General features: G+C 64.2%; 15 protein-coding genes. 4 read left to right on the forward strand and 11 right to left on the reverse strand.

The features are described from left to right. Positions 1-15 precede the first annotated feature (15 nt). Positions 16-1,650 carry a hypothetical protein gene (locus tag B6V74_RS17650; RefSeq protein WP_088723559.1) on the reverse strand — a complete coding sequence of 545 codons (1,635 nt, stop codon included), beginning with the start codon at positions 1,648-1,650 and terminating at the stop codon, positions 16-18. 79 nt (positions 1,651-1,729) lie between these two features. After that, positions 1,730-3,472: an alkaline phosphatase PhoX gene (locus B6V74_RS17655; protein ID WP_088723560.1), complete on the reverse strand. Its 1,743-nt coding sequence runs from the start codon at positions 3,470-3,472 to the stop codon at positions 1,730-1,732. A gap of 317 nt (positions 3,473-3,789) precedes the next feature. Here B6V74_RS17655 and B6V74_RS17660 point away from each other — a divergent pair, with 317 nt between their 5' ends. Continuing rightward, entirely contained in the window at positions 3,790-4,668 is an 879-nt protein-coding gene (locus B6V74_RS17660) for a YihY/virulence factor BrkB family protein (protein WP_088723561.1), read from the forward strand. A gap of 50 nt (positions 4,669-4,718) precedes the next feature. Here the strand turns inward: B6V74_RS17660 and B6V74_RS17665 are convergent, their stop codons facing one another. From B6V74_RS17665 to B6V74_RS17685, 5 genes are all read right to left on the reverse strand, one after another. Further along, the gene (locus tag B6V74_RS17665) at positions 4,719-8,333 is read right to left on the reverse strand and encodes a translocation/assembly module TamB domain-containing protein (protein ID WP_088723562.1); all 3,615 of its coding nucleotides are present in this window, start codon (positions 8,331-8,333) and stop codon (positions 4,719-4,721) included. Beyond that, positions 8,333-10,126, reverse strand: coding sequence for an autotransporter assembly complex family protein (locus B6V74_RS17670; protein WP_088723563.1), 1,794 nt, complete (start codon positions 10,124-10,126; stop codon positions 8,333-8,335). Before B6V74_RS17670 ends, B6V74_RS17665 begins: the two co-directional genes overlap by 1 nt. Positions 10,127-10,239: 113 nt before the next feature. Beyond that, positions 10,240-10,764, reverse strand: coding sequence for an NUDIX domain-containing protein (locus tag B6V74_RS17675; RefSeq protein WP_088723564.1), 525 nt, complete (start codon positions 10,762-10,764; stop codon positions 10,240-10,242). 138 nt (positions 10,765-10,902) lie between these two features. Continuing rightward, positions 10,903-11,415 carry a protein-export chaperone SecB gene (gene secB, locus B6V74_RS17680; protein WP_075776663.1) on the reverse strand — a complete coding sequence of 171 codons (513 nt, stop codon included), beginning with the start codon at positions 11,413-11,415 and terminating at the stop codon, positions 10,903-10,905. A gap of 59 nt (positions 11,416-11,474) precedes the next feature. After that, a complete protein-coding gene (locus B6V74_RS17685; protein ID WP_088723565.1) occupies positions 11,475-11,999 on the reverse strand; it encodes an FxsA family protein in 525 nt (174 codons plus the stop codon). A gap of 118 nt (positions 12,000-12,117) precedes the next feature. On the opposite strand from B6V74_RS17685, the gene B6V74_RS17690 reads away from it, so the two are divergent. Genes B6V74_RS17690 through B6V74_RS17700 form a run of 3 tightly spaced genes read left to right on the forward strand, consistent with a single transcriptional unit; the run spans position 12,118 to position 14,257 of the window. Continuing rightward, on the forward strand, positions 12,118-12,777 hold the full coding sequence (locus B6V74_RS17690) for a Tim44/TimA family putative adaptor protein (RefSeq protein WP_088723566.1): 660 nt from the start codon (positions 12,118-12,120) through the stop codon (positions 12,775-12,777). 5 nt (positions 12,778-12,782) lie between these two features. Further along, a complete protein-coding gene (locus B6V74_RS17695; protein WP_240497142.1) occupies positions 12,783-13,667 on the forward strand; it encodes an MltA domain-containing protein in 885 nt (294 codons plus the stop codon). Then, positions 13,664-14,257, forward strand: coding sequence for a Smr/MutS family protein (locus tag B6V74_RS17700; protein WP_088723568.1), 594 nt, complete (start codon positions 13,664-13,666; stop codon positions 14,255-14,257). Before B6V74_RS17695 ends, B6V74_RS17700 begins: the two co-directional genes overlap by 4 nt. Here B6V74_RS17700 and B6V74_RS17705 read toward each other — a convergent pair. The 4 genes from B6V74_RS17705 to hslV are packed head-to-tail and all read right to left on the reverse strand — an operon-like array spanning position 14,254 to position 18,328. Next, on the reverse strand, positions 14,254-15,345 hold the full coding sequence (locus tag B6V74_RS17705) for an alpha/beta fold hydrolase (RefSeq protein WP_088723569.1): 1,092 nt from the start codon (positions 15,343-15,345) through the stop codon (positions 14,254-14,256). The two genes, B6V74_RS17700 and B6V74_RS17705, sit on opposite strands and share 4 nt — an antisense overlap. 60 nt (positions 15,346-15,405) lie before the next feature. Further along, positions 15,406-16,713 carry an ATP-dependent protease ATPase subunit HslU gene (hslU, locus tag B6V74_RS17710; protein ID WP_075776669.1) on the reverse strand — a complete coding sequence of 436 codons (1,308 nt, stop codon included), beginning with the start codon at positions 16,711-16,713 and terminating at the stop codon, positions 15,406-15,408. A gap of 3 nt (positions 16,714-16,716) precedes the next feature. Continuing rightward, complete coding sequence (locus tag B6V74_RS17715) at positions 16,717-17,778, reverse strand: hypothetical protein (protein WP_088719989.1); 1,062 nt, start codon at positions 17,776-17,778, stop codon at positions 16,717-16,719. Continuing rightward, positions 17,771-18,328, reverse strand: a complete 558-nt coding sequence (gene hslV, locus B6V74_RS17720) for an ATP-dependent protease subunit HslV (RefSeq protein ID WP_075776671.1) — start codon at positions 18,326-18,328, stop codon at positions 17,771-17,773. Before hslV ends, B6V74_RS17715 begins: the two co-directional genes overlap by 8 nt. Positions 18,329-18,418 lie beyond the last annotated feature (90 nt).

An 18,418-nucleotide genomic window follows, 5' to 3' on the forward strand; every position in this document is an offset into this window, starting at 1 on the left:
GCAGATTGCTGCCGATTAGCGGCGCTTATACCACGGCAGGGCGATTTCCTCGATGCCTGTCGGCTGATCCTGCTCCACTTCGCGCCAGACCGTGCCGTCGACCGGGGCGATGGTCGCATCGCGGCCTTGGGTGAAACTCTGGTCGCGCACGATCATCCGGTAGGCTGCGTTCAGCGCATCGGCACGCTCCGGCGAAGGCAGGATCAGCGGGCCGATATCCTCGGCCAAGGCCGCCTCTTTCTCGGGCGGCAACTTGCCCGCTTTCAGCCACGCCTCGATCACTTCGGCATTGGCGCGGAACTCGTCCCCTGCCCCGTTGGTGCGCAGGTAATGGGCGTAATCGCCGCTGCCGTCGGCGCGCGCCCGGTCGGGGGTACCCGCGAGTCCCTTCTGCGTCCAGTGATACCAGCCGCCGCGATAGGCCTCCTTGCCCAGCTTGCGGGCGAAGGCAAAGGTGGAGTCGTCGTTCACGCCCAGCGTGCCGTGACAGCCGACGCAGAACACGGTCTCCTCGAAGCTCTGCGGGCGCAGATCGCCCGTCGCATCCTCGATGAAGCCCTGCAGCCGCCAGCCGAACGTGTTGGGCACGCCGGTCTCGGAACTGCCGAAGAACTGCTTGGTGCGATCCGGAAAGGCGTTGTCTTCCTTCAGCTCGGCCAACGCGGTCTCTTCCAGATCGGCATAGGTTTCCCAATCCGTCTTGACCATGTAGCGGAGCTCTTTCAGCCGCGCGGCCATCTGGATGCCCTCGGGGGTCGGGTCGATATAGCGCACGGAATGCACGAATTCGGTGCCCTCCGGGTAAAGCCCGGCGGCAAGCTCGGCGCCGTCCACGCCCGCGCGCCCCGCCCAATGCATCGTGATCCCGTCGAGCGGCGCGAAGGCGAATTTCACCACCTCCGCCTGCCCCATCACCCCGTCGCGGTCCAGATCGACGCCCATCGCGACCTCGTCGGTGGGCTCGATCGCGACATCCGCGCGGGTGATCAGCGCCTGCACGATGGCAAGGTTAGTCTTGTAGGTGGCAATGTCCTCGAGCCCGTCGGCACTCTGACGGAACGCCTCCGGCAGACGGATCATCACGTCATCGGTCGAGCCATTGGTCGGCCAGAACGTGCCGGGCAGCGGCTGATAGGCGAAGGCGCGCCAGCCGGTCAGGCTGCCATCGGGGGTGCGGTCGAACCCTTCCTCGTCGAAGGCGAATTGCACGTCGGGGATATAGCCGTCCCACGCCCCGTTGCCATTCACGTCCCAATCCGCGGGCGGATCGGCGAGCTTGGCGGCCAGGGCGATCCCGCCCGCCGCATCGTGGTAATTGTCCTGCCGCACATAGGCGCGGATTTCCGCGCTGTTCGTCGCGGCCAACTCGGCGCGGCGATCCACGAAGAGGTTGCGCCACGGGTTCTCTAGCGCCGGGCCCGGAAACGCATATTCGGTCTGCAGATCGGCATCGCGCACGTAATTCGGATGGCGGGGATAGGTGTGACAGGTCTGGCACGGGTTATGCACCGCGCCCGCCTTGTCTTCCGTCTTGGTATAGCATTGCGGAGGAATATAGGCTGTCGGATTGCCCAGCACCGTGGTCTTCAGATCGACCGCCCCCGCCATCGTGGTCATGCTCAACAGCGCCAGTATCGAAATCCGCAGCATCCGTCAGTCCTCAGTCTTGAAAGAAAGGCGAGGCCCGGGTTGCCGCCGGGCCTCGCCAGAAGTGTCTCGCGAGCGCCCGTTACTGGGTCTTCACGGTGTCATCCATTTGCGGGAACGGGCCGACATAGCCGACATAGGCACGAGCCTGCGCCGGGTCGGTCAGCTTGTCTTCGTCGCTCTCGCCGTAGGGGTGCTGGATCACCGCCATCAGGTAGCCGTGGCCGTTGACGTTCGGGTACCAGTAGGTGGAGGTGGTTTCCGAACCGTAGGGCGTCGACAGGATGCGGGTAAGCTCCTTGGTGTCGGTGTTCATTGCCCAGATCACGTCGTTCTGGTGGCCCGAGCCGGTGTCCTCACCGATGATCAGCGTGTTGTAGCCCGGCATGTAGGTGATGTTGTCCGGGTTCGCGATGCCGTCGATATCGCAGCTGTTGTTCTCGGTCTTCTTCGGCATGCCCGAGATGAAGCCCGAGATTTTCGTCGCGTCGTAGTTGTCGTCGAGCGACAGCGCGTAGACCGTGCCGCACTTGTTCTGCGGCAGGCGGATCGCGTTCATCCCGCCCATGTCCTGCTTGGCGCCATCTTCCATGCCTTTCTCGACCGAGGACATCGAGAGGTACATCTGGTGCTTGTCGGAGTCGTAGGTGATGCCTTCCATCTTCCGGAACTCGGTCGTGGCGCCCTTCATCGAGGCGTAGCGACGGGTTTCCAGACGCGAGGCGATCGCATCCATGCCGTCCTTAATCTTCAGGCACTCGGCATTGCCTTCGGCGTTCGCGGCCGAGAAGCCCGCCGGGCAGGAGCCGTCATCACCGATTTCGGCGGTCTCGAAGAGGTCCGAGAACCGGGTGCCGGCTTCGATCGCCTTCTGGATCGTCGCATCGTCGGCATGGCCCAGATCGACCCATTCCAGATCGGCAGCGCCGCCATCCTGATCCGAGGTCTGGTTCCACTTGGCCGCGTAGAGCGTACCGGCGCTCAGGTCGCCTGCCTTGTCGGCTTCAAAGCGGAACAGGCCGACATTGGTGCCGTCATCCGAGATGTAGGCGGTTTTCTGGTCGGGCATGACATAGGCCAGCTCTACAGCCACGCGGCCCATCGCGAAATGCTTGTCGGCCTTGGCCGACCCGTCTTCCGAAACGGTGATCTCGGTCGGATAGCCGTAGCGATAGGGCTTGTAGGCGTCGCGGAACTGCTCGAGCGACATGCCCTCGGGGTTCACGCCCGCATAGCGCACCATCGGGAAGTCGTAGTCGTCGATTTCGTCGAGCGAGGTCGCCGCTTCGATCGCGCGTGCATCGGCCGGGTATTCTTCCGAACCCAGATGCGTCTCCCACGGCGTCACCGAACCCGCGCAGGGCACCCAGAGACCGTGATATTCAGAGAAGTCGATCGGCTTGGTGGAGACCAGCTTCAGGTTGCCATCGGCATCCTGGCTGACTTCGCTGAGATACATCGCACCGGGGCGCGACTCGAAATGCGTCACCGAGTAGAGCTTGTCGCCCTGACGGATGAGCGAGGTGAAATCGGCGGATTCGGAGATGTGCTCGGAGCCGTCGGCCGACTTGACCGGCTTGCCGTCCTTGTCGGTCAGCAGCGCGAAGGTGTTGTCACCGATCTTGTCGCCCGAGCGCGCCATCACGTGATAGCCGATCTTGTAGTCCTTGCCGTTGACGGTGACCGTGTCGGAGGCGATCGCCTCACGCTTGGCCGCGTCGTCCTTGGCGAAAGGAACGGACGAGAAGGAGATATCGCCGGCATGCGCCGCGAGCGGCAGCACGGCAATTGCGGTGGCTTGGAGGAGGGTGGTGCGAAGCGACATGGCTGATCCCTTGGCTAGTTGCGTTCACGACGCTCCTAACGGCGAAGTGATTCCCTTTTGTGACAATGTCGCGTTTGCGTGAACGGGCGCGCCGCCATTCGCCGGGGGCGCGCGGGGCGCCAGCAGCACCGCCGGCCCCTGCTCCAAAACAGACCCTATTTCACCCTGTTTTCCGCATTTCGCCTCCCCCCCGCCCTAGGCATGCCCCGCCCGCCCGACGCCAAGCGCCTGTGGCGCAACAGCTTTCAGCAAAGCGCGGGCCGCGCGTTGCGATCACGCGGGGCTTGCGCGATGGTGGGTGAAACGAGGAGTGGCGCGTGAGAGAAACGGCGAAATTCGCGGTCAGCCTGTTCGGGCGGCTTTTCGAGTCGAATATCACCCTCGTCTCGGCGGGGGTCGCCTTCTATTCCATGCTCGCGATCTTCCCCGGCATCTCCGCAACGATCGCATTGTGGAGCGCCTTTGCCGATCCGACGGTAATCCGCACCTATCTAAACGTGGCCGACGATTTCATACCGCCCGAAGCCTATGGGCTGCTCAACGAGCAGATCCAGAGTTGGCTGATCGGGCCGCGTGCATCAATCGGATTGGGCGTCGTGCTCTCGGCCGCCGTGACCCTGTTCTCCGCCCGCGCGGGCGTCGCGGCTTTGGTGCTTTCGCTCAACGTGATCCACGGCACGCGGCCCCGCGCGACGATCTGGAGCTTCATCATGGGCTACCTGATGACGATCGCGCTTGTCGGCGTGATGCTGGCCGCGATGGCAACGGTCGTAGTCGTGCCCATCGTCATCAATTTCCTGCCGTTCCACGAATATTCAAAGATCCTGCTCTCGGGCTTGCCCTGGGCGGCGATGCTTTTGCTGATGCTCACAGCGCTTGGCATCCTCTATCGCTACGGTCCCAATACGGTGGGCAAGCGCGATCCGATCCTGACGCTCGGCGCGGTGTTGGCAACGGCGCTCTGGGGGCTGAGTTCGATCGGGCTGACCTTCTACCTGTCGAATTTCGGCAATTACAACAAGATCTACGGCTCGATCGGGGCGGTGATCGCCTTGCTCATCTGGCTCTATCTGAGCGCTTTTTCGGTGCTGATGGGGGCTGCGCTGAACGCCGAACTCACCGCCTTCCGCAAGCGCCGCACGCAGGAAAAATTGCGCGACGCGATCGAAGGCGACGCCGAGCCCGGGGGCGAGTAGTCATGGGTTTCACTTATTTCCCGGGGCGGAAATGAAGCGAAACTTATCGCTCAGTAGTTCTTCTCGAAATAGAGGCCGATCCCGCTCTTGCCGTCGGAGCCGACGGTGCCGCGCGCGGTGAGGCTTTTGGTGACATCGAGATTCAGGTTGATCTGCGAGGTGCCGTCGCCGCCCACCGTGACATCGGTATAGATATTGTCCGACAGGTATTTCCCGACCTTGAGCTGGGTATTGCCCTGCGCATCGGTCGAGACGTCGAAATCGTCCAGCCCGAAATTCTTCCGCAGCTTGCCGATGATCCCCTCGCCACCCTTGCCGGCGAGCGTCGCGACCGCCGAGGCCAGTTGCGCCGCCTGCAGAGGCGAGAGATTGTCGATCGAGCGTCCGAAGATAAGCCGTGCCAGAACCTCGTCCTGCGGCAGCTCCGGAGAGGAGGTGAAGGTCACCTTCGGCTCGTTCGCCTGTCCCTGAATGTTGATCGAGATCGTGTAGTCGTTCTGCGTCGTGGTCGCGGTGAAGTCGATATAGGGCACCAGCGCGCCCTGCAGCGCGATCCGGCCCTGATCGAGCGTGAAGCGTTGCCCGAGAATGTCGAGCCGTCCGCGCACGAGCGAGAACTGCCCGATCGGGATCACGTTCGACGTGGTGCCCGAGACCCGCAGCGAGCCGCCAAGTTCCGCATCCAGACCGCGGCCGCGCACGAAGATGCCGCGCTCCGAGGCGATGGTGACGTCGAGCGGATACGACGGGCCCGAAGCCTTGGCGCCGCCGCTCGCATCGCTCTGGCCGTTGTTCAGCAGGTTGGCGCGCTTGAGCGTCTGGCGCACCGCGCCGCTTTCGCCGACATGCTCGATCCCGGCGGGGACCGAGGCGCCGCCGCCGACGCCCGAAGACGGCACCCGCAGTTCGGTATCGCTCAGCGTGATGCGCCCGGCGATCTTCGCACCGCCCGCAAGCGGCCCGTCCATCGTGATCGTGCCCGAAGCGCGCGTGTCGTAAAGCTCCGGATCCTTCAACCGCGCGCGGTCGAAACGGATCGTCAGGTTGCCGTTGTAGGGCGCCGACAGGTTGATCGGCCCGTTGACCGTGATCTGCCCGCCCGTGCCGAGCCGCCCGGTCAAACCGAGCTGCGCGGCGCCGTTCGACAGCTGCACCTGGGTATTCACATCCTCCAGCACCATCCCGAGGTTCGGAGCAACGACCTTCGTGCCATTCGCCGAGACCGTGCCCGACAGCGCCGACAGCCCCGGCTTGCCGTTCAGCCGCAGATCGAAGCTGAGCGGGCCCTGCACCGAGCGCGGCTCGATGAAGCTGTTGGCGAGCGCGGTCTGTGCCTGTCCGGTTATCGAAAGATCGGCATCGCCGAAATTCGACGCCACGCGGCCGGAGACTTTCGCATCGGTGCCACCCGGGCCGGTGCCCGAAAGGTTCAGCTGATAGCCGCTGCCGTCATCGACCACCGTGCCCGACACCGTCACCGGCCCCGGAAAGCCCGGCGCGAACAGGGCCGCATTCGCCAGACGTGCGTTCAGGTCGATCTTGCGCGACCTCTCGCCCGCCGTCCCTTTCGCCGAGACGTCGAGCTGCGGGTTGCTCAGTTTGAGGCTTTGCACCTCGACCGCGCCGTTGGCGTAGCTCGCCTGAAGGTCGAGATTGGTTGTGCCGGCCAGAAGCTTGTCGGCCTCGGGCTGCCCGATCGCGAGGGATTTGCCGGTGCCCTTCAGCGTCACCCCGTAGCGCTCGCCGTTCAGCGTCACCGTCGCATCGGCCGCCAGCGCGCCGCGATAGCCGCCGCCCAGCACCGAAAGATCGTTGGTGTCGAGCGTGGCAGTCAGCTTGCCATCCTGACTGGCCAGCGTGCCCTGCGCCTGAAGCGTGCCCGCCCGCGTCTGCACGTTAAGCGAATCCAGCGTCACCCCGGTCTCGTCGCGCTTGGCCGAGATCGCGATCTCCGACCGGCCCGCCAAGGCCCGATCCGCCTGCGGCTGGTCGATCGAGACGTCCTGACCGACGAGGTTGAGATTGGCGTCGAAGGCGCCGCTGAGGACGGTGTATTTCCCCGCGACCGTCATCCGCGCCGAACCGCCGAGCTTGCGCCCCGCCAGATCGGACAGCTTCGCGAGGTTGGAATGGTCGATCTGCGCCGCGCCCTCGACGGTGATACCTTCGCTGATATTGTCGATCGTCAGGTTCGAATTCAGGCTGTAACCGGTGCCTTTCAGCGCCAGTTGCGACAAGCGCAGAGGCTTGTCCTGCTGCCACGAGAACACGGTGCGCAGGGTTACGGCGCTGCCGGCCGCCGCGCTCAGCTTCGGGTCGGAAAGCTCCAGCCCGTTGATTCCCAGCAGAACCGTGCCACCGACCGAGGGTGGCGAGGCCTGCCGGATACGGCCCGAGCCCGAGAGATTCGCGGTCAGCATCTTTGTGCCATCTTCGCGGCGCAGCTGGTTCAGGCGGCCCGAGAGTTTCCAGCCGTCGCCCTCTGCCTTGTCATAGCCGAGGTCCAGCTTGCCCGATTGCACGTAGGTTTTCGGCCCCGAGATCGGAAGCAGCACTTCCTGCCCGTTGCCCAGTCCGAGGTCAGCCTTCAGGTCGAATTTCACCGGCATGTTGGTCGCGCCGATCTGCGCCGAGCCGTTCAGCTGCAGCGCGCGCGATTTAAGATCGAGCGTGTTGAGCGTGGTCTGCCCCGAAGCCGTGCGGGTGCCATCCGCGACCAGCGCAACCTCGTTGCCGAAGAACTCGTGGTAATCGGGTGGCAGAAGCGGGCGGATATCGCCGCCCAGCGCGACGGAGAATGTCGTGACCGGCGGACTGCCCGCCGGGGCGCCGTCGGGCGTTTTGCTGCCTATGGAGACCTGCCCCGCCAGACGCTGCTGGCCATCGGTGCTCAGCACGATGTCGGAGGTGAAATCGTCGAGCGGCCCGCTTCCGGACACTGCAAGCGTCATCGCCGGATTGCCCGGCAGGCCGATCTTCTGGACGATGATGCCGTTCTTGCCCTCATCCACCAGCAGATCGAGGCCTAGATCGCGGGTGCCGTTGTCGTAAGACGCGGTGAGGGAGAACTTGCCCTTCTTGGTGTCGATCCGGGTGATATCGAGCTTCGCCTTGCCTTCGCCGCCTGCGAGCGACATCGACCCGGTGACTTTCACCGTCGCCTCCTGCCCGAGGATCGGCTCGCCGAGGATCACCTTCTGCGCGTCGATCTTGCCGATCTTCACCGAGACCGGGAGGTCGGGAAGCTGGAAGGGCTTGGCCTCCGGGCTGGGGGCGGTCGAACTGCTCTGGGATGTCGGCAGGCGTGGCAGGTCGATCTCGGCGGCGGAGAGCTCATCGATCTCGATCTTGCCGGTCAGCAGCGCCGAGCGGTTCCATTGGATCGCGCCATCCTTGATCGTGATCCATGCGCCATCCTTGTCGGAGATCGTCAACTGATCGAAGGTCGCGCGCGAACTCAGCGCGCCCGAAAACCCGTCGAGCCGCACGGTGCGCCCCGCGCCCGAGAGGTTATCCTCGATCAGCCCCGTCAGGTAAGAGCGGTCGCGCTGCGTCTGCTGTTCTGTCGCGGCCCCTGCCCCGTCCGCAGCTTGCGGCGAGTTGTCCTGCGCCGCAGCCATCAGAGGCGTCAGGCAGAAAGCGAGAAGGATGGCGAAACGTTTCATCAGAAGGCCTGCCCGATACCGATATAGAGTTGCGCCCCCGATCCGGTGCCGCCCGAGACCGGGAAGCCGACGTCGAGACGGATCGGGCCGATGCCCGTCTTGTAGCGCAGGCCAAGACCTGCGCCTGCCTGCGAGCCCGATTGCCCGCCGCCTGCGACATAGCCGTAGTCATAGAAGGCGACCGCGCCAATCTTGTCGGTGATGCCGATGCGCGCTTCACCCTGGAAACCCACGAATTCGGTGCCGCCGGTTTTCAGCGTACCGCCTTCGAGCACTTCAACGCCGAGCGACTGGTAGGGCTGGCCGCGCACGGTGCCGCCGCCGCCCGAGTAGAAAAGGTAGTCGCGCGGGGTGTTCTCGAGGTTCGAGCCGTAGACGCCGCCCAGTTGCACGCGGCCCGCCAACACGAAGCGATCGTTCTGCCCGAAGCCCTTATAGGCGCGCAGATCGCCCGTGACCTGTGCCCCGGTGCCGGTATCGCCGCCGATCCCCACGAAAGGCGTCACCCCGGCCTGAATGTAATAGCCTTTGGTCGGGTCGAGCGCGTTGTCGCGATCGTCCCAGGTGAGTTTTGTCGGCAGATAGACCTGCCGGAAATAGGTCTCGCCGGAATCGTCGGTCACCTTGGACCAGCCGTAATTGATCGAGACGTCGCCAGTCAGCTTGTCGTTGAATATCCGTGTCAGACCGAAGCCGATATCGAAGGCGTTCTCGGTGTAATCCTCTTCGTTCTTCTGGCTGATCTCGGTGGTGATGTAGGCGCTGGTTTCCGGGTTGAAGGTGGCCGGGCGGTCGATCCGCGCGCCGATCGAGTAATCCGTGCCGCCCGTCGCGCCGCCGATGCCCGAAATGCCCGCATCCACGCGAAAGCGCTCGCCGCCGCCGAAGAGGTTTCGATGCAGCCAGTAGCCGTTGAGGCCGAGCCCGTCGCTGGAGCTGAGTTCCGCGCCGAGGCCGATCTTGCGCTTCTTCTGCTCGACCACGGCGAGATTCACGTCGAGACTGTCATCGGGGTTGAGCGTCTTCGCCTCGGTAATCGCGACAGAGGAGAAAATCCCGGTGCGCTGCAGCCGCGATTGGACCTGATCGAGCTTCTTCGGATCATAGACCTCGCCCTTGGGGAAGCCCGCTATCTCGCGCAGGCGTTTCGTGCGCAGGCGCTTGTTGCCGGAGGTCTCGAGCCGGCCGAAGGTTACCAGCGGCCCCGGAGCCAGGCGCACATCGGAGGCCAACTGATTGGCGCGATGATCCGCGACGATGTTCTGATAGGAGACTTCGGCCTTCGCGTGACCCGCATCGCGCCAGCCGGTCGTGGCGGCGCTCGCGGCATCAACGATCACGCCCGATTTCGCGACCTTGCCGACCTTGTAGCCCTCGGGCAGATCGGTTTTCGGCGCGACCGGCGCGATATCGGCGCGCGAGAAGGTGAATTCGGGGCCGGGCGTCACGGTTACGACGACGTTGTTCACCGTCGAAGGCGCATCGAGCGGCGGGATCGAGGCCGCCTCGCGCCCGTCAAGCTTGATCGACACGGTGCCGGAATAGCGCCCCTCGCCGAACAGCGCCGAAACGATACGGTTGTAGTCGGCCCGCGCCTCGGCAAGCACGTCCTGCGCGTCCTTGCTCTTGTCGTCTGCGGATTGCGCCAGAAGCGACGCGCCCTTGATCGTGTTGCGCAGATCGTCGGATGCGCCGGGAGTATTGAACTTCAATGAATATGCGAGTGCCGGGGTCGCGAGGATCGCAAGCGCCGCCACGCTCAGATGAAATACTCGGATGGTCTTCGGTCCCATTACTCATGCCCCCGCCCAATCGGAAGCAGAGTTACAGGTAAGCGAAGTGAAAGCTAGGGCAAGCGCGGAATTCCGCGTAGCATCTGAAGGTGATCGGCAGAAATCCCCGCCGCTCAGCAGATCAGTGTGGGCAGAATGCGGGAGACATGTTCTTGCATGTAGAACCGCAGCCAGCGCGAGAACCGCTCGGGATAGCGTTTCACCTCCGCACCGAGATCGTAAAGGCTTAGCCAGCGAGTCTCCGAGACAAGCTCTGGATCGGGGGTCACGGTAAGGCCACGCTGCGCATAGGCGATGTAGATGTCGGTCACCTCGTGCTCGATCAGGCCGTCGCCGATATCCATGCGGTATTCGATACGATCTGCATGAGCGGGATAGAGCCCATCGATGCCCAATTCCTCGCGCAGCCGCCGCCGCGCGCAGGTTTCGGGGCGCTCCCCCCAATCGGGATGGCTGCAGCAGGTATTCGACCAGAGACCGGGGGCTTGCAGGCAATGCGTCGAGCGCTTCTGCAGAAGAAGCTTTTCGCCATCCATGACAAAAATGGAGACCGCCCGATGGCGGAGCCCCTCGCGATGTGCGTCCATCGCGTCGACGGGGGCGAGCGCGCCCCCGATCCATGCCTGAATCTGGCCCATGAGTCCTCTTTTGCATCCGGTGATCCCGCCCGGCTTGCAGGCGGGTCACGCAGTGCAAAATGGAGCCGTGACCGGACAGAGTCACGGCGTCAGCTTGTCCCTGAGGCACGATGACGCGCCCCAGGCCTGCTTGACGGATCAGGCCGTCGTCGGCGCCTCGGTCTGCTGACGGCGCGCCAGTTCGTTGCGATAAAGCGCGACGAAATCGACGATCTCGAGGTTGAAGGGCGGGAAGCCACCATCGCGCGTCACGTCCGAGACGATCCGGCGCACGAAGGGGAACAGCTGGCGCGGGCATTCGATCAGCAGGAAGGGATGCAACTGATCTTCCGGCACGCCCTCGACGTGGAAAATGCCGCCGTAATCAAGCTCGAGCAGGTAAAGCGTCGCCCCGTCGGATTTGTTGTTCGCCGTGATCTTGAACTTGGTGATCACCTCGTACTGGTTCTCGACGCTGCGCTTCTTGGCGTCGAGCGAAACCTGCACCTGCATCTCGGGCTGGATGTCGCTGGTTTGCACGCCCTTGGTGGCGACATTGTTCTCGAATGACAGGTCGCGCGTAAATTGCGCGAGGATGTTCATGCGGAGCCCTTGTTGCTCTTGCTGCGGATCCGCGGCGCCGTTGGTCTCGCCATTTGCTTCGTCAGTCATCGACCTCTCCCAAAATTAATTGTGCGAGGTTTAGCACCGGCTGGGAGAAGCCTCAATTCTCAATGACGCGTCCAGCCGGACGGCCCGTCGGAGGGCTTGCCGTTCGGGTGGTCGCGATGGGTCATTTCCTCGACCTCGTCAGCGTCGAGGATCTCCGGATCGCGCGAACGGCGCGGCGCATCGCGGCGGGGATCGTACTGGTTTGACCGGTAGGCGCCGCCCATCTCGAAGCGCTGCACCTTCACCCGGCTGCCCACGGCCTTCATCAGCGCGTCGCGAATGCCAGGGATCAGCAGCAGGATACCGACCGTATCGGTGAAGAAGCCCGGCGTCAGCAGCAGCACCCCGGCAACGAGAATCATCGCACCATGCGCCAGCGGCCGCGAAGGATCGCGCAATTCATTGAGCGAGATGCGCAGATCGTCGAGCGCCCGCGCGCCTTCCCGACGCACCAGCGACGTACCGACGATCGCGGTCAGCAACACGATCCCCAGCGTCGGCCAAAGGCCGATCAGCCCGCCCACTTGAATGAACAGACCGATCTCGATCAGCGGTACGGCCACAAAGGCCAGAAAGATCCACATGGCATCCTCTTTTATCGCGTCTTCCGGCAAGCTGCGCCGGTGGACTTGAACTGGTTGACGCCTTACATAAGTAGCGATTGACCTAGAAACAAACACGAAGCCAAACACAGGGGTCTCGATGTCCGGTGCCGTCATTCAGCTTATCGTCCTCGCGGCGATTGCGATCTTCCTGATTTTCAAGCTGAAAAGCGTGCTCGGGACCCGTGAAGGCTATGAAAAGCCGGTCGCGCCGGAAACGCCCGCGACGCCCGCACCGAAGCGTGACTTCGACGTGATCGAGGGCGGGCCGGATCACGACATCATCGATCATGTTCCCGAAGGCTCGACCTCCGCCGTGGCGCTGGCCGCGATGAAGCGGGTCGAGCCCAGCTTCTCAGTGTCGCAGTTCCTGCAAGGCGCACGTGGCGCCTATGAGATGATCCTGATGGCCTTCGAGACCGGCGATCTGGAAAAGGTGCGCCCCTTCCTGTCGCCCGAAGTCTACGAGGCGTTCGAAGGTGCCGTGGAAGCGCGCAAGGAGAAGGGCCTCGACGTTCAGGCGGAATTCCTCGGCCTGCGCGAACTGGTGCTGAGCAATGCCGATTTCGACCATTCCACGAACGAGGCAGAGGTGACCGTGCGCTTCGGTGCGGAGATCATTTCGGTGGCGCGCGATGCCTCGGGTGAGGTCGTCGAGGGCGATCCCAAGACGCCGCGCAAGCAGCGTGACATCTGGACATTCGCACGCGAGATGGGTGCGAAAGACCCGAACTGGCAGCTCGTCGCCACGGGCGGCTGAGGCCAGTGCTGTCCTTCGAAGATATTCCCGGCTGGGCCCGGGACGATCACGCCGCCGCTTGGGCGGCGTTTTGCGTTACGGCCGATCTATACGGGATGGACACCGCCGGGCTGGACGACACCCGAGCCGCTTTCGAGACCTATTTCGCCCCCTATGAAATCGCGCCAAAGGGCGCTGCCCATTTCACTGGGTATTACGAACCCGAACTGCCCGGCGCGCGCGAGAAATCCGACCGCTTCGCCTGGCCGCTTTATGCGAAACCGGCTGAAATAGGGTCTAATTCGCCGTGGTACACCCGCGCCGAGATCGCAGCGGGCGATCTGCTGGCGGGGCGCGAGCTGGTCTGGCTCGAGAGCCCTATCGAGGCCTATCTCGCGCAGGTGCAAGGCTCGCTGCGGGTGCGGTTTGCGGATGGCGACAGCCTGCGGCTCGGCTTCGACGGCAAGAACGGGCATCCCTACCGCTCTATCGGCAAGGAGCTGATCGCGCGCGGCGCGGCCCCGGCCCAGGAGATGACGCCCGAGTTCATCCGACGCTGGGCCGCCGAGAACCCCGATCAGTTGCAGGAGCTGCTGAACCACAATCCGTCTTTCGTGTTCTTCCGGGTGCTGGATGTCCCGGGCGATACCGGCCCCCTGGGCGCGATGGGGCGTCCGGTGAGCGCAGGACGCAGCCTCGCGGTAGACCCCGAGATCGTACCGCTGGGCAGCCCGGTCTGGATCGACTGCCCCGGCTTCGGGCAGCGGTTGATGGTGGCGCAGGATGTGGGCTCTGCGATCAAGGGCGCGGGACGCGGTGATCTCTTCATCGGCACCGGCGCGGACGCCGGGCGCATCGCAGGCGCGATCAACACCAAGGGCCGGATGATCGGCTTGCGGAGGCGCGCATGAGCCGCAAACGCAAACTCAGCCCCGAGGAGCGCGCGCTTTGGGATCGCGTGGCGGCGACCACCGAGAATTACCGCCCCAAAAAGGCCGATCGAGCCGAATTAGAGTCTTTTCTTGCGCCCAAACCCAAGCCGAAACCGAAGGCCGAAGGTCTACGCAGCTTCGAGCTGGGTCAGCACGCAAAGCCTTCGTCCAGCCGTCACGATCTGGCCCCGGAGCCGGGCGAGCATCTTGCGCGCCAACCGGTCACGATGGACCGCAAGGCGCATAAGGCGATGACCCGCGGCAAGCTGAAACCCGAAGGGGTGCTCGACCTGCACGGGCTGACTCTGGCCGAAGCGCATCCCGAACTGATCCGCTTCATCCTGAATTCGCAAAGCCACGGCAAGCGGCTGGTGCTTGTGATCACGGGCAAGGGCAAGCGGGGCGACGATGACGGCCCGATCCCGCGGCGCGTCGGCGTTTTGCGCCATCAGGTGCCGCACTGGCTGCGGATGATGCCGCTCGCGCCCGCTGTCATGCAGATCAGCGAGGCGCATCTGAAACATGGCGGCGCGGGCGCCTATTACGTCTATCTGCGCCGGATCCGCTAACCGCCCGAGATCGGCGCGAGGATGATCTGCGTCGTGTTCTCGACCGTCAGCACCACCGCATCGCCCAGCCCCGTGCGTCCCAGCTGTTCCACCTCGAGCACCTGCGCCACCTGCTGCGCGCTGTCGAGCAGCCGGATCAGCGCGGGCGACGTGACGACGTTGAAATGGCCGTCCCCGGTATTGAAGGCCGAGACGTTGATCACCGTCACCCTGTAGCGTGCGATGCGGGAGACATCTTCTAGATTGCCGAGCCGGTCACGCTTGCCCGTCAGCCGCGCCGACAGCTGCAGCGCTCTGTCCTTCGAGGAGGTGAAGATTATGAACGGCGTCGGCAACGTGCCGATCGCGTCGGCCTGCGTCTTGAACACATCCACCGCAATGTCGGGCGAGATCAGGACCACCCCGGAAATCGTCGAAAATCGACCCTGTTTATGCGCAATCGCCTCCTGACGCAGCACCTCCATCACCAATTCCGAGCCCAGAGAATGCGCCACGATCAGGATGCGTTTCGCCCCCGCCGCGTTCAGATCGTCGATCAATTCCTCCAGCCCGTCGCGCGCGAAGAGCACCGAGTCCCGGTCGTAGGCATAGCCCAGCACATTCGCCCGCGACGGCCAGGAGTAATGCACCATCACGCCGGGCAGATCGAAATCCGCGCCCATCTGCGCCATCCGGTACAGGCCTTCGGCGAAGGAGTTGTTGAAACCGTGGACGAACAGCACCGCCTGTCCGTCATGTTTGCGCAGCGCCGTGCGCAGCTCCGACTGGAAGGCTGATCGAGGCATGTCGATCTCGGATTGCGAGACGAGGAACTGCTTATGGGGATCGACCGGCGCAGTGTCGGTCATCGGATAGGCGATCTCGGCCACCTTGCGATCCGGCGGCGTGGCCACGTCGAAGCGCGCGAGCCGCAGCTGCTGACTGCGCGCGGTGCCGAAGGGCTGGCCGGTCTGTGGATCGGGCGCCCGTGTCGAGCCCACGAAAATCGCGCGTGCATCGGCGACCGGGTGATCGAGATAGGCAAGCCGCCCGCGCGGTGCGCAGGCGGCCAAGCTCAGCATCAAGATTACGATCAGAAACCGCGCCATCGCCCGTGCCTTGCATCATCCCGCAGGAGGATACCAGAGCGCGCGCGGGGTGCCAGTGCCCTAGAGGACGTAGCGGCTCAGATCGGTGTCGCGGGTCAGATCGCCGAGCTCTTTCTCGACGAAACCCGCGTCGACGGTGACGCTTTGTCCGCCACGGTCGGGCGCGGTGAAGGACAGCTCCTCGAACACGCGTTCCATGACGGTATAGAGCCTTCTGGCGCCGATATTCTCGACCGAGCGATTGACCTCTGCCGCGATCCGGGCGAGCGCCGCGATACCATCCTCCGTGAAGGCGACCTCGACCTCTTCGGTCTTCATCAGCGCCTGATACTGCCGGGTCAGCGCGTTGTCTGTCTCCGACAGGATGCGGGTGAAGTCCTGCTCGGTCAGCGCCTGCAACTCCACGCGGATCGGCAGACGACCCTGCAATTCAGGCAGCAGGTCGGACGGCTTTGCGATATGGAACGCGCCCGAGGCGATGAACAGGATATGGTCGGTCTTCACCGGGCCGAGCTTGGTCGAAACGGTCGTCCCTTCGATCAGCGGCAGCAGGTCGCGCTGCACGCCTTCGCGCGAGACGTCGGCCCCGCGCGCATCCGAGCGCGCCGTGACCTTGTCGATCTCGTCGATGAAGACCATGCCGGAATGCTGAACGGCTTCGAGTGCCGCGGTCTTCACCGTCTCGTCGTCCAGAAGCTTGTCGGCCTCTTCCGAGATCAGCACCTCGTAGCTTTCCGAGACGGTCATCTTGCGCCGCGTGGTGCGGTTGCCGCCGAAGGCTTTGAACAGGTCCTGAAGCCCCTGCATCTGCTGCTCCATGCCCGGCTGACCGCCCATCATCCCGAGCGGCATCCCGCCGGACTGATCGGCCACGTCCAGCTCGATGATCTTGTCGTCGAGCTCGCCGTCGCGCAGCTTCTTGCGGAACATCTCGCGGGTGCTTTCGCGCGCATCGGTGCCGGCAAGCGCGGCGATCACGCGATCCTCGGCGGCTTGATGCGCCTTCGCCTTCACCTCTTCGCGCATATATTCGCGGGTCTGCACCATCGCGACATCGGCCAGGTCGCGGATGATCTGCTCCACGTCACGGCCGACATAGCCCACTTCGGTGAACTTCGTCGCTTCGACCTTCAGGAACGGCGCGCGGGCCAGTTTCGCCAGACGGCGCGAGATCTCGGTCTTGCCGACGCCGGTCGGGCCGATCATCAGGATGTTCTTCGGATAGACCTCTTCGCGCAGATCGTCGGGCAGTTGCTGACGGCGCCAACGGTTGCGCAGCGCAACGGCGACGGCGCGCTTGGCGTCTTTCTGGCCGATGATGAAACGGTCGAGTTCCGAGACGATTTCGCGGGGGGTCAGATCGGTCATGGATTACTCCGTGGCATAGGGCGGCAGGCGATGCTTGCCGGGGAAATTGGGAAGCGCGCGCATCAGGCGCGTGCGCAGCTCGGTCCAGAACGAGCCGAGCGCGGTGAGAAAGAGGCCGATCAGGATCAGCGTGATCCACCAGCTGCGCGGATCGGTGGCATTGCCGAAGGCATAGAAGCTGAGAAAGATCATGTAGCCGATCCCGGCCGTGAAGAAGGAGCGCCGGTCGATGATCAGCGCCAACGCGGCGAACACAGCCAGCGTGGCGAGCAGCAGCACATAGCCCGTCCCCGGCCCCATCTTGTAGAAGGTCAGAGCGAGCGTGTTGACCAGCGCGGGGGCTGCCAGAACGTGCAGCCAGAAGCCCGAGGCCGATTGCCGACCCAGCCGATGCGGGTCGCGCATGTCGAACCAGATGCCACCTGCGAGCGCCAAGAGCCCGAAGACCAGCATCGCCAGCGACAGCGCCGAGCCGTTGGACAGATCGAACAGGTCGACCGTTTTTGAGATCGGCGCCTCGGGGTCGAAGCCCTTCGCGAAGGACAGAAGCAGGCCCAGCCCGCAGAGCCCTACGAGGAACATCGAGAACGGCACCCGGTAGCGCAGGAACCACGCGATCAGCGCCACGGCGGTCGCGACCAGTGCGAGATCGAAGTTCGGGTCTTGGGTGACAAAGCGCATCCCGAGGATCGGAATCCCGAGGAAGCTCGCCAGAACTGCCCCGCCCAGCGTGAGCGTCAGCAGGATCGAGGGCAGCACCATCCGGCGCTTGCGGGTGAAATATTCCCCCAGCAACGCAATCAACGGGATCAGCATCGCGTAACCCAGCTTGCCGCCCGCGAAGAGGAGGAAGCCGAACGACCCGAAGATCAGGATGCCGAGGCCGACGGTCACGAAGATTTCGGCAAAGCCTTTGAACAGCTCGAAGGGTTCGTCCTCGGCGGGAAGGGCCGCGCGACCGGCGAGGCGGTTGCTCGCCAGCGCCATCACCGAGGCGGCCTGCGCCTCGCTGATATGGCCAGCCGCGACCGCCGCACGCAGATCGTCGCGCGTCAGCTCAGCCACCGATGCTCTCCACCGTCAGGTTGCCATTGGTGTAGACGCAAATGTCCGACGCGATCTCCATCGCCTTGCGGGCCACCGCCTCGGCGTCGAGATCGGTTTCCATCAGCCCGCGGGCCGCGGCGAGGGCGAAGTTGCCGCCCGAGCCGATCGCGGCGATGCCGTGTTCCGGTTCCAGCACGTCACCCGCGCCGGTCAGGACGTAAAGATCCTTGCCATCGGTCACGATCAGCATCGCTTCGAGATTGCGCAGATATTTGTCCGTGCGCCAATCCTTCGCGAGTTCAACGCAGCCGCGCATCAGCTGACCGGGCGAAGCCTCGAGCTTCTTCTCGAGCCGCTCCAGCAGGGTGAACGCATCCGCGGTCGAGCCTGCGAAGCCCGCGACGATGTCGTGACCGCCGGGGCTCAGTCGGCGCACCTTGCGCGCCGAGCCCTTGATGACGGTCTGGCCAAGGCTGACCTGCCCGTCGCCCGCGACCACCACTTTACCACCCTTGCGGATGCCGATGATCGTCGTGCCGTGCCAGCCCGGGAATTTCTCTTCGGCCATAATAGTCCTCCGTTTGCGCCAAAGATATGTAACCCGCAGGCCGGGGCTGCAACCCCGCTTGCCGGTGCGGGAGCCTGCGGCTAGCGTCAC

The organism is Thioclava sp. F42-5 (assembly GCF_002213195.1).
GTDB lineage: Bacteria > Pseudomonadota > Alphaproteobacteria > Rhodobacterales > Rhodobacteraceae > Thioclava > Thioclava nitratireducens.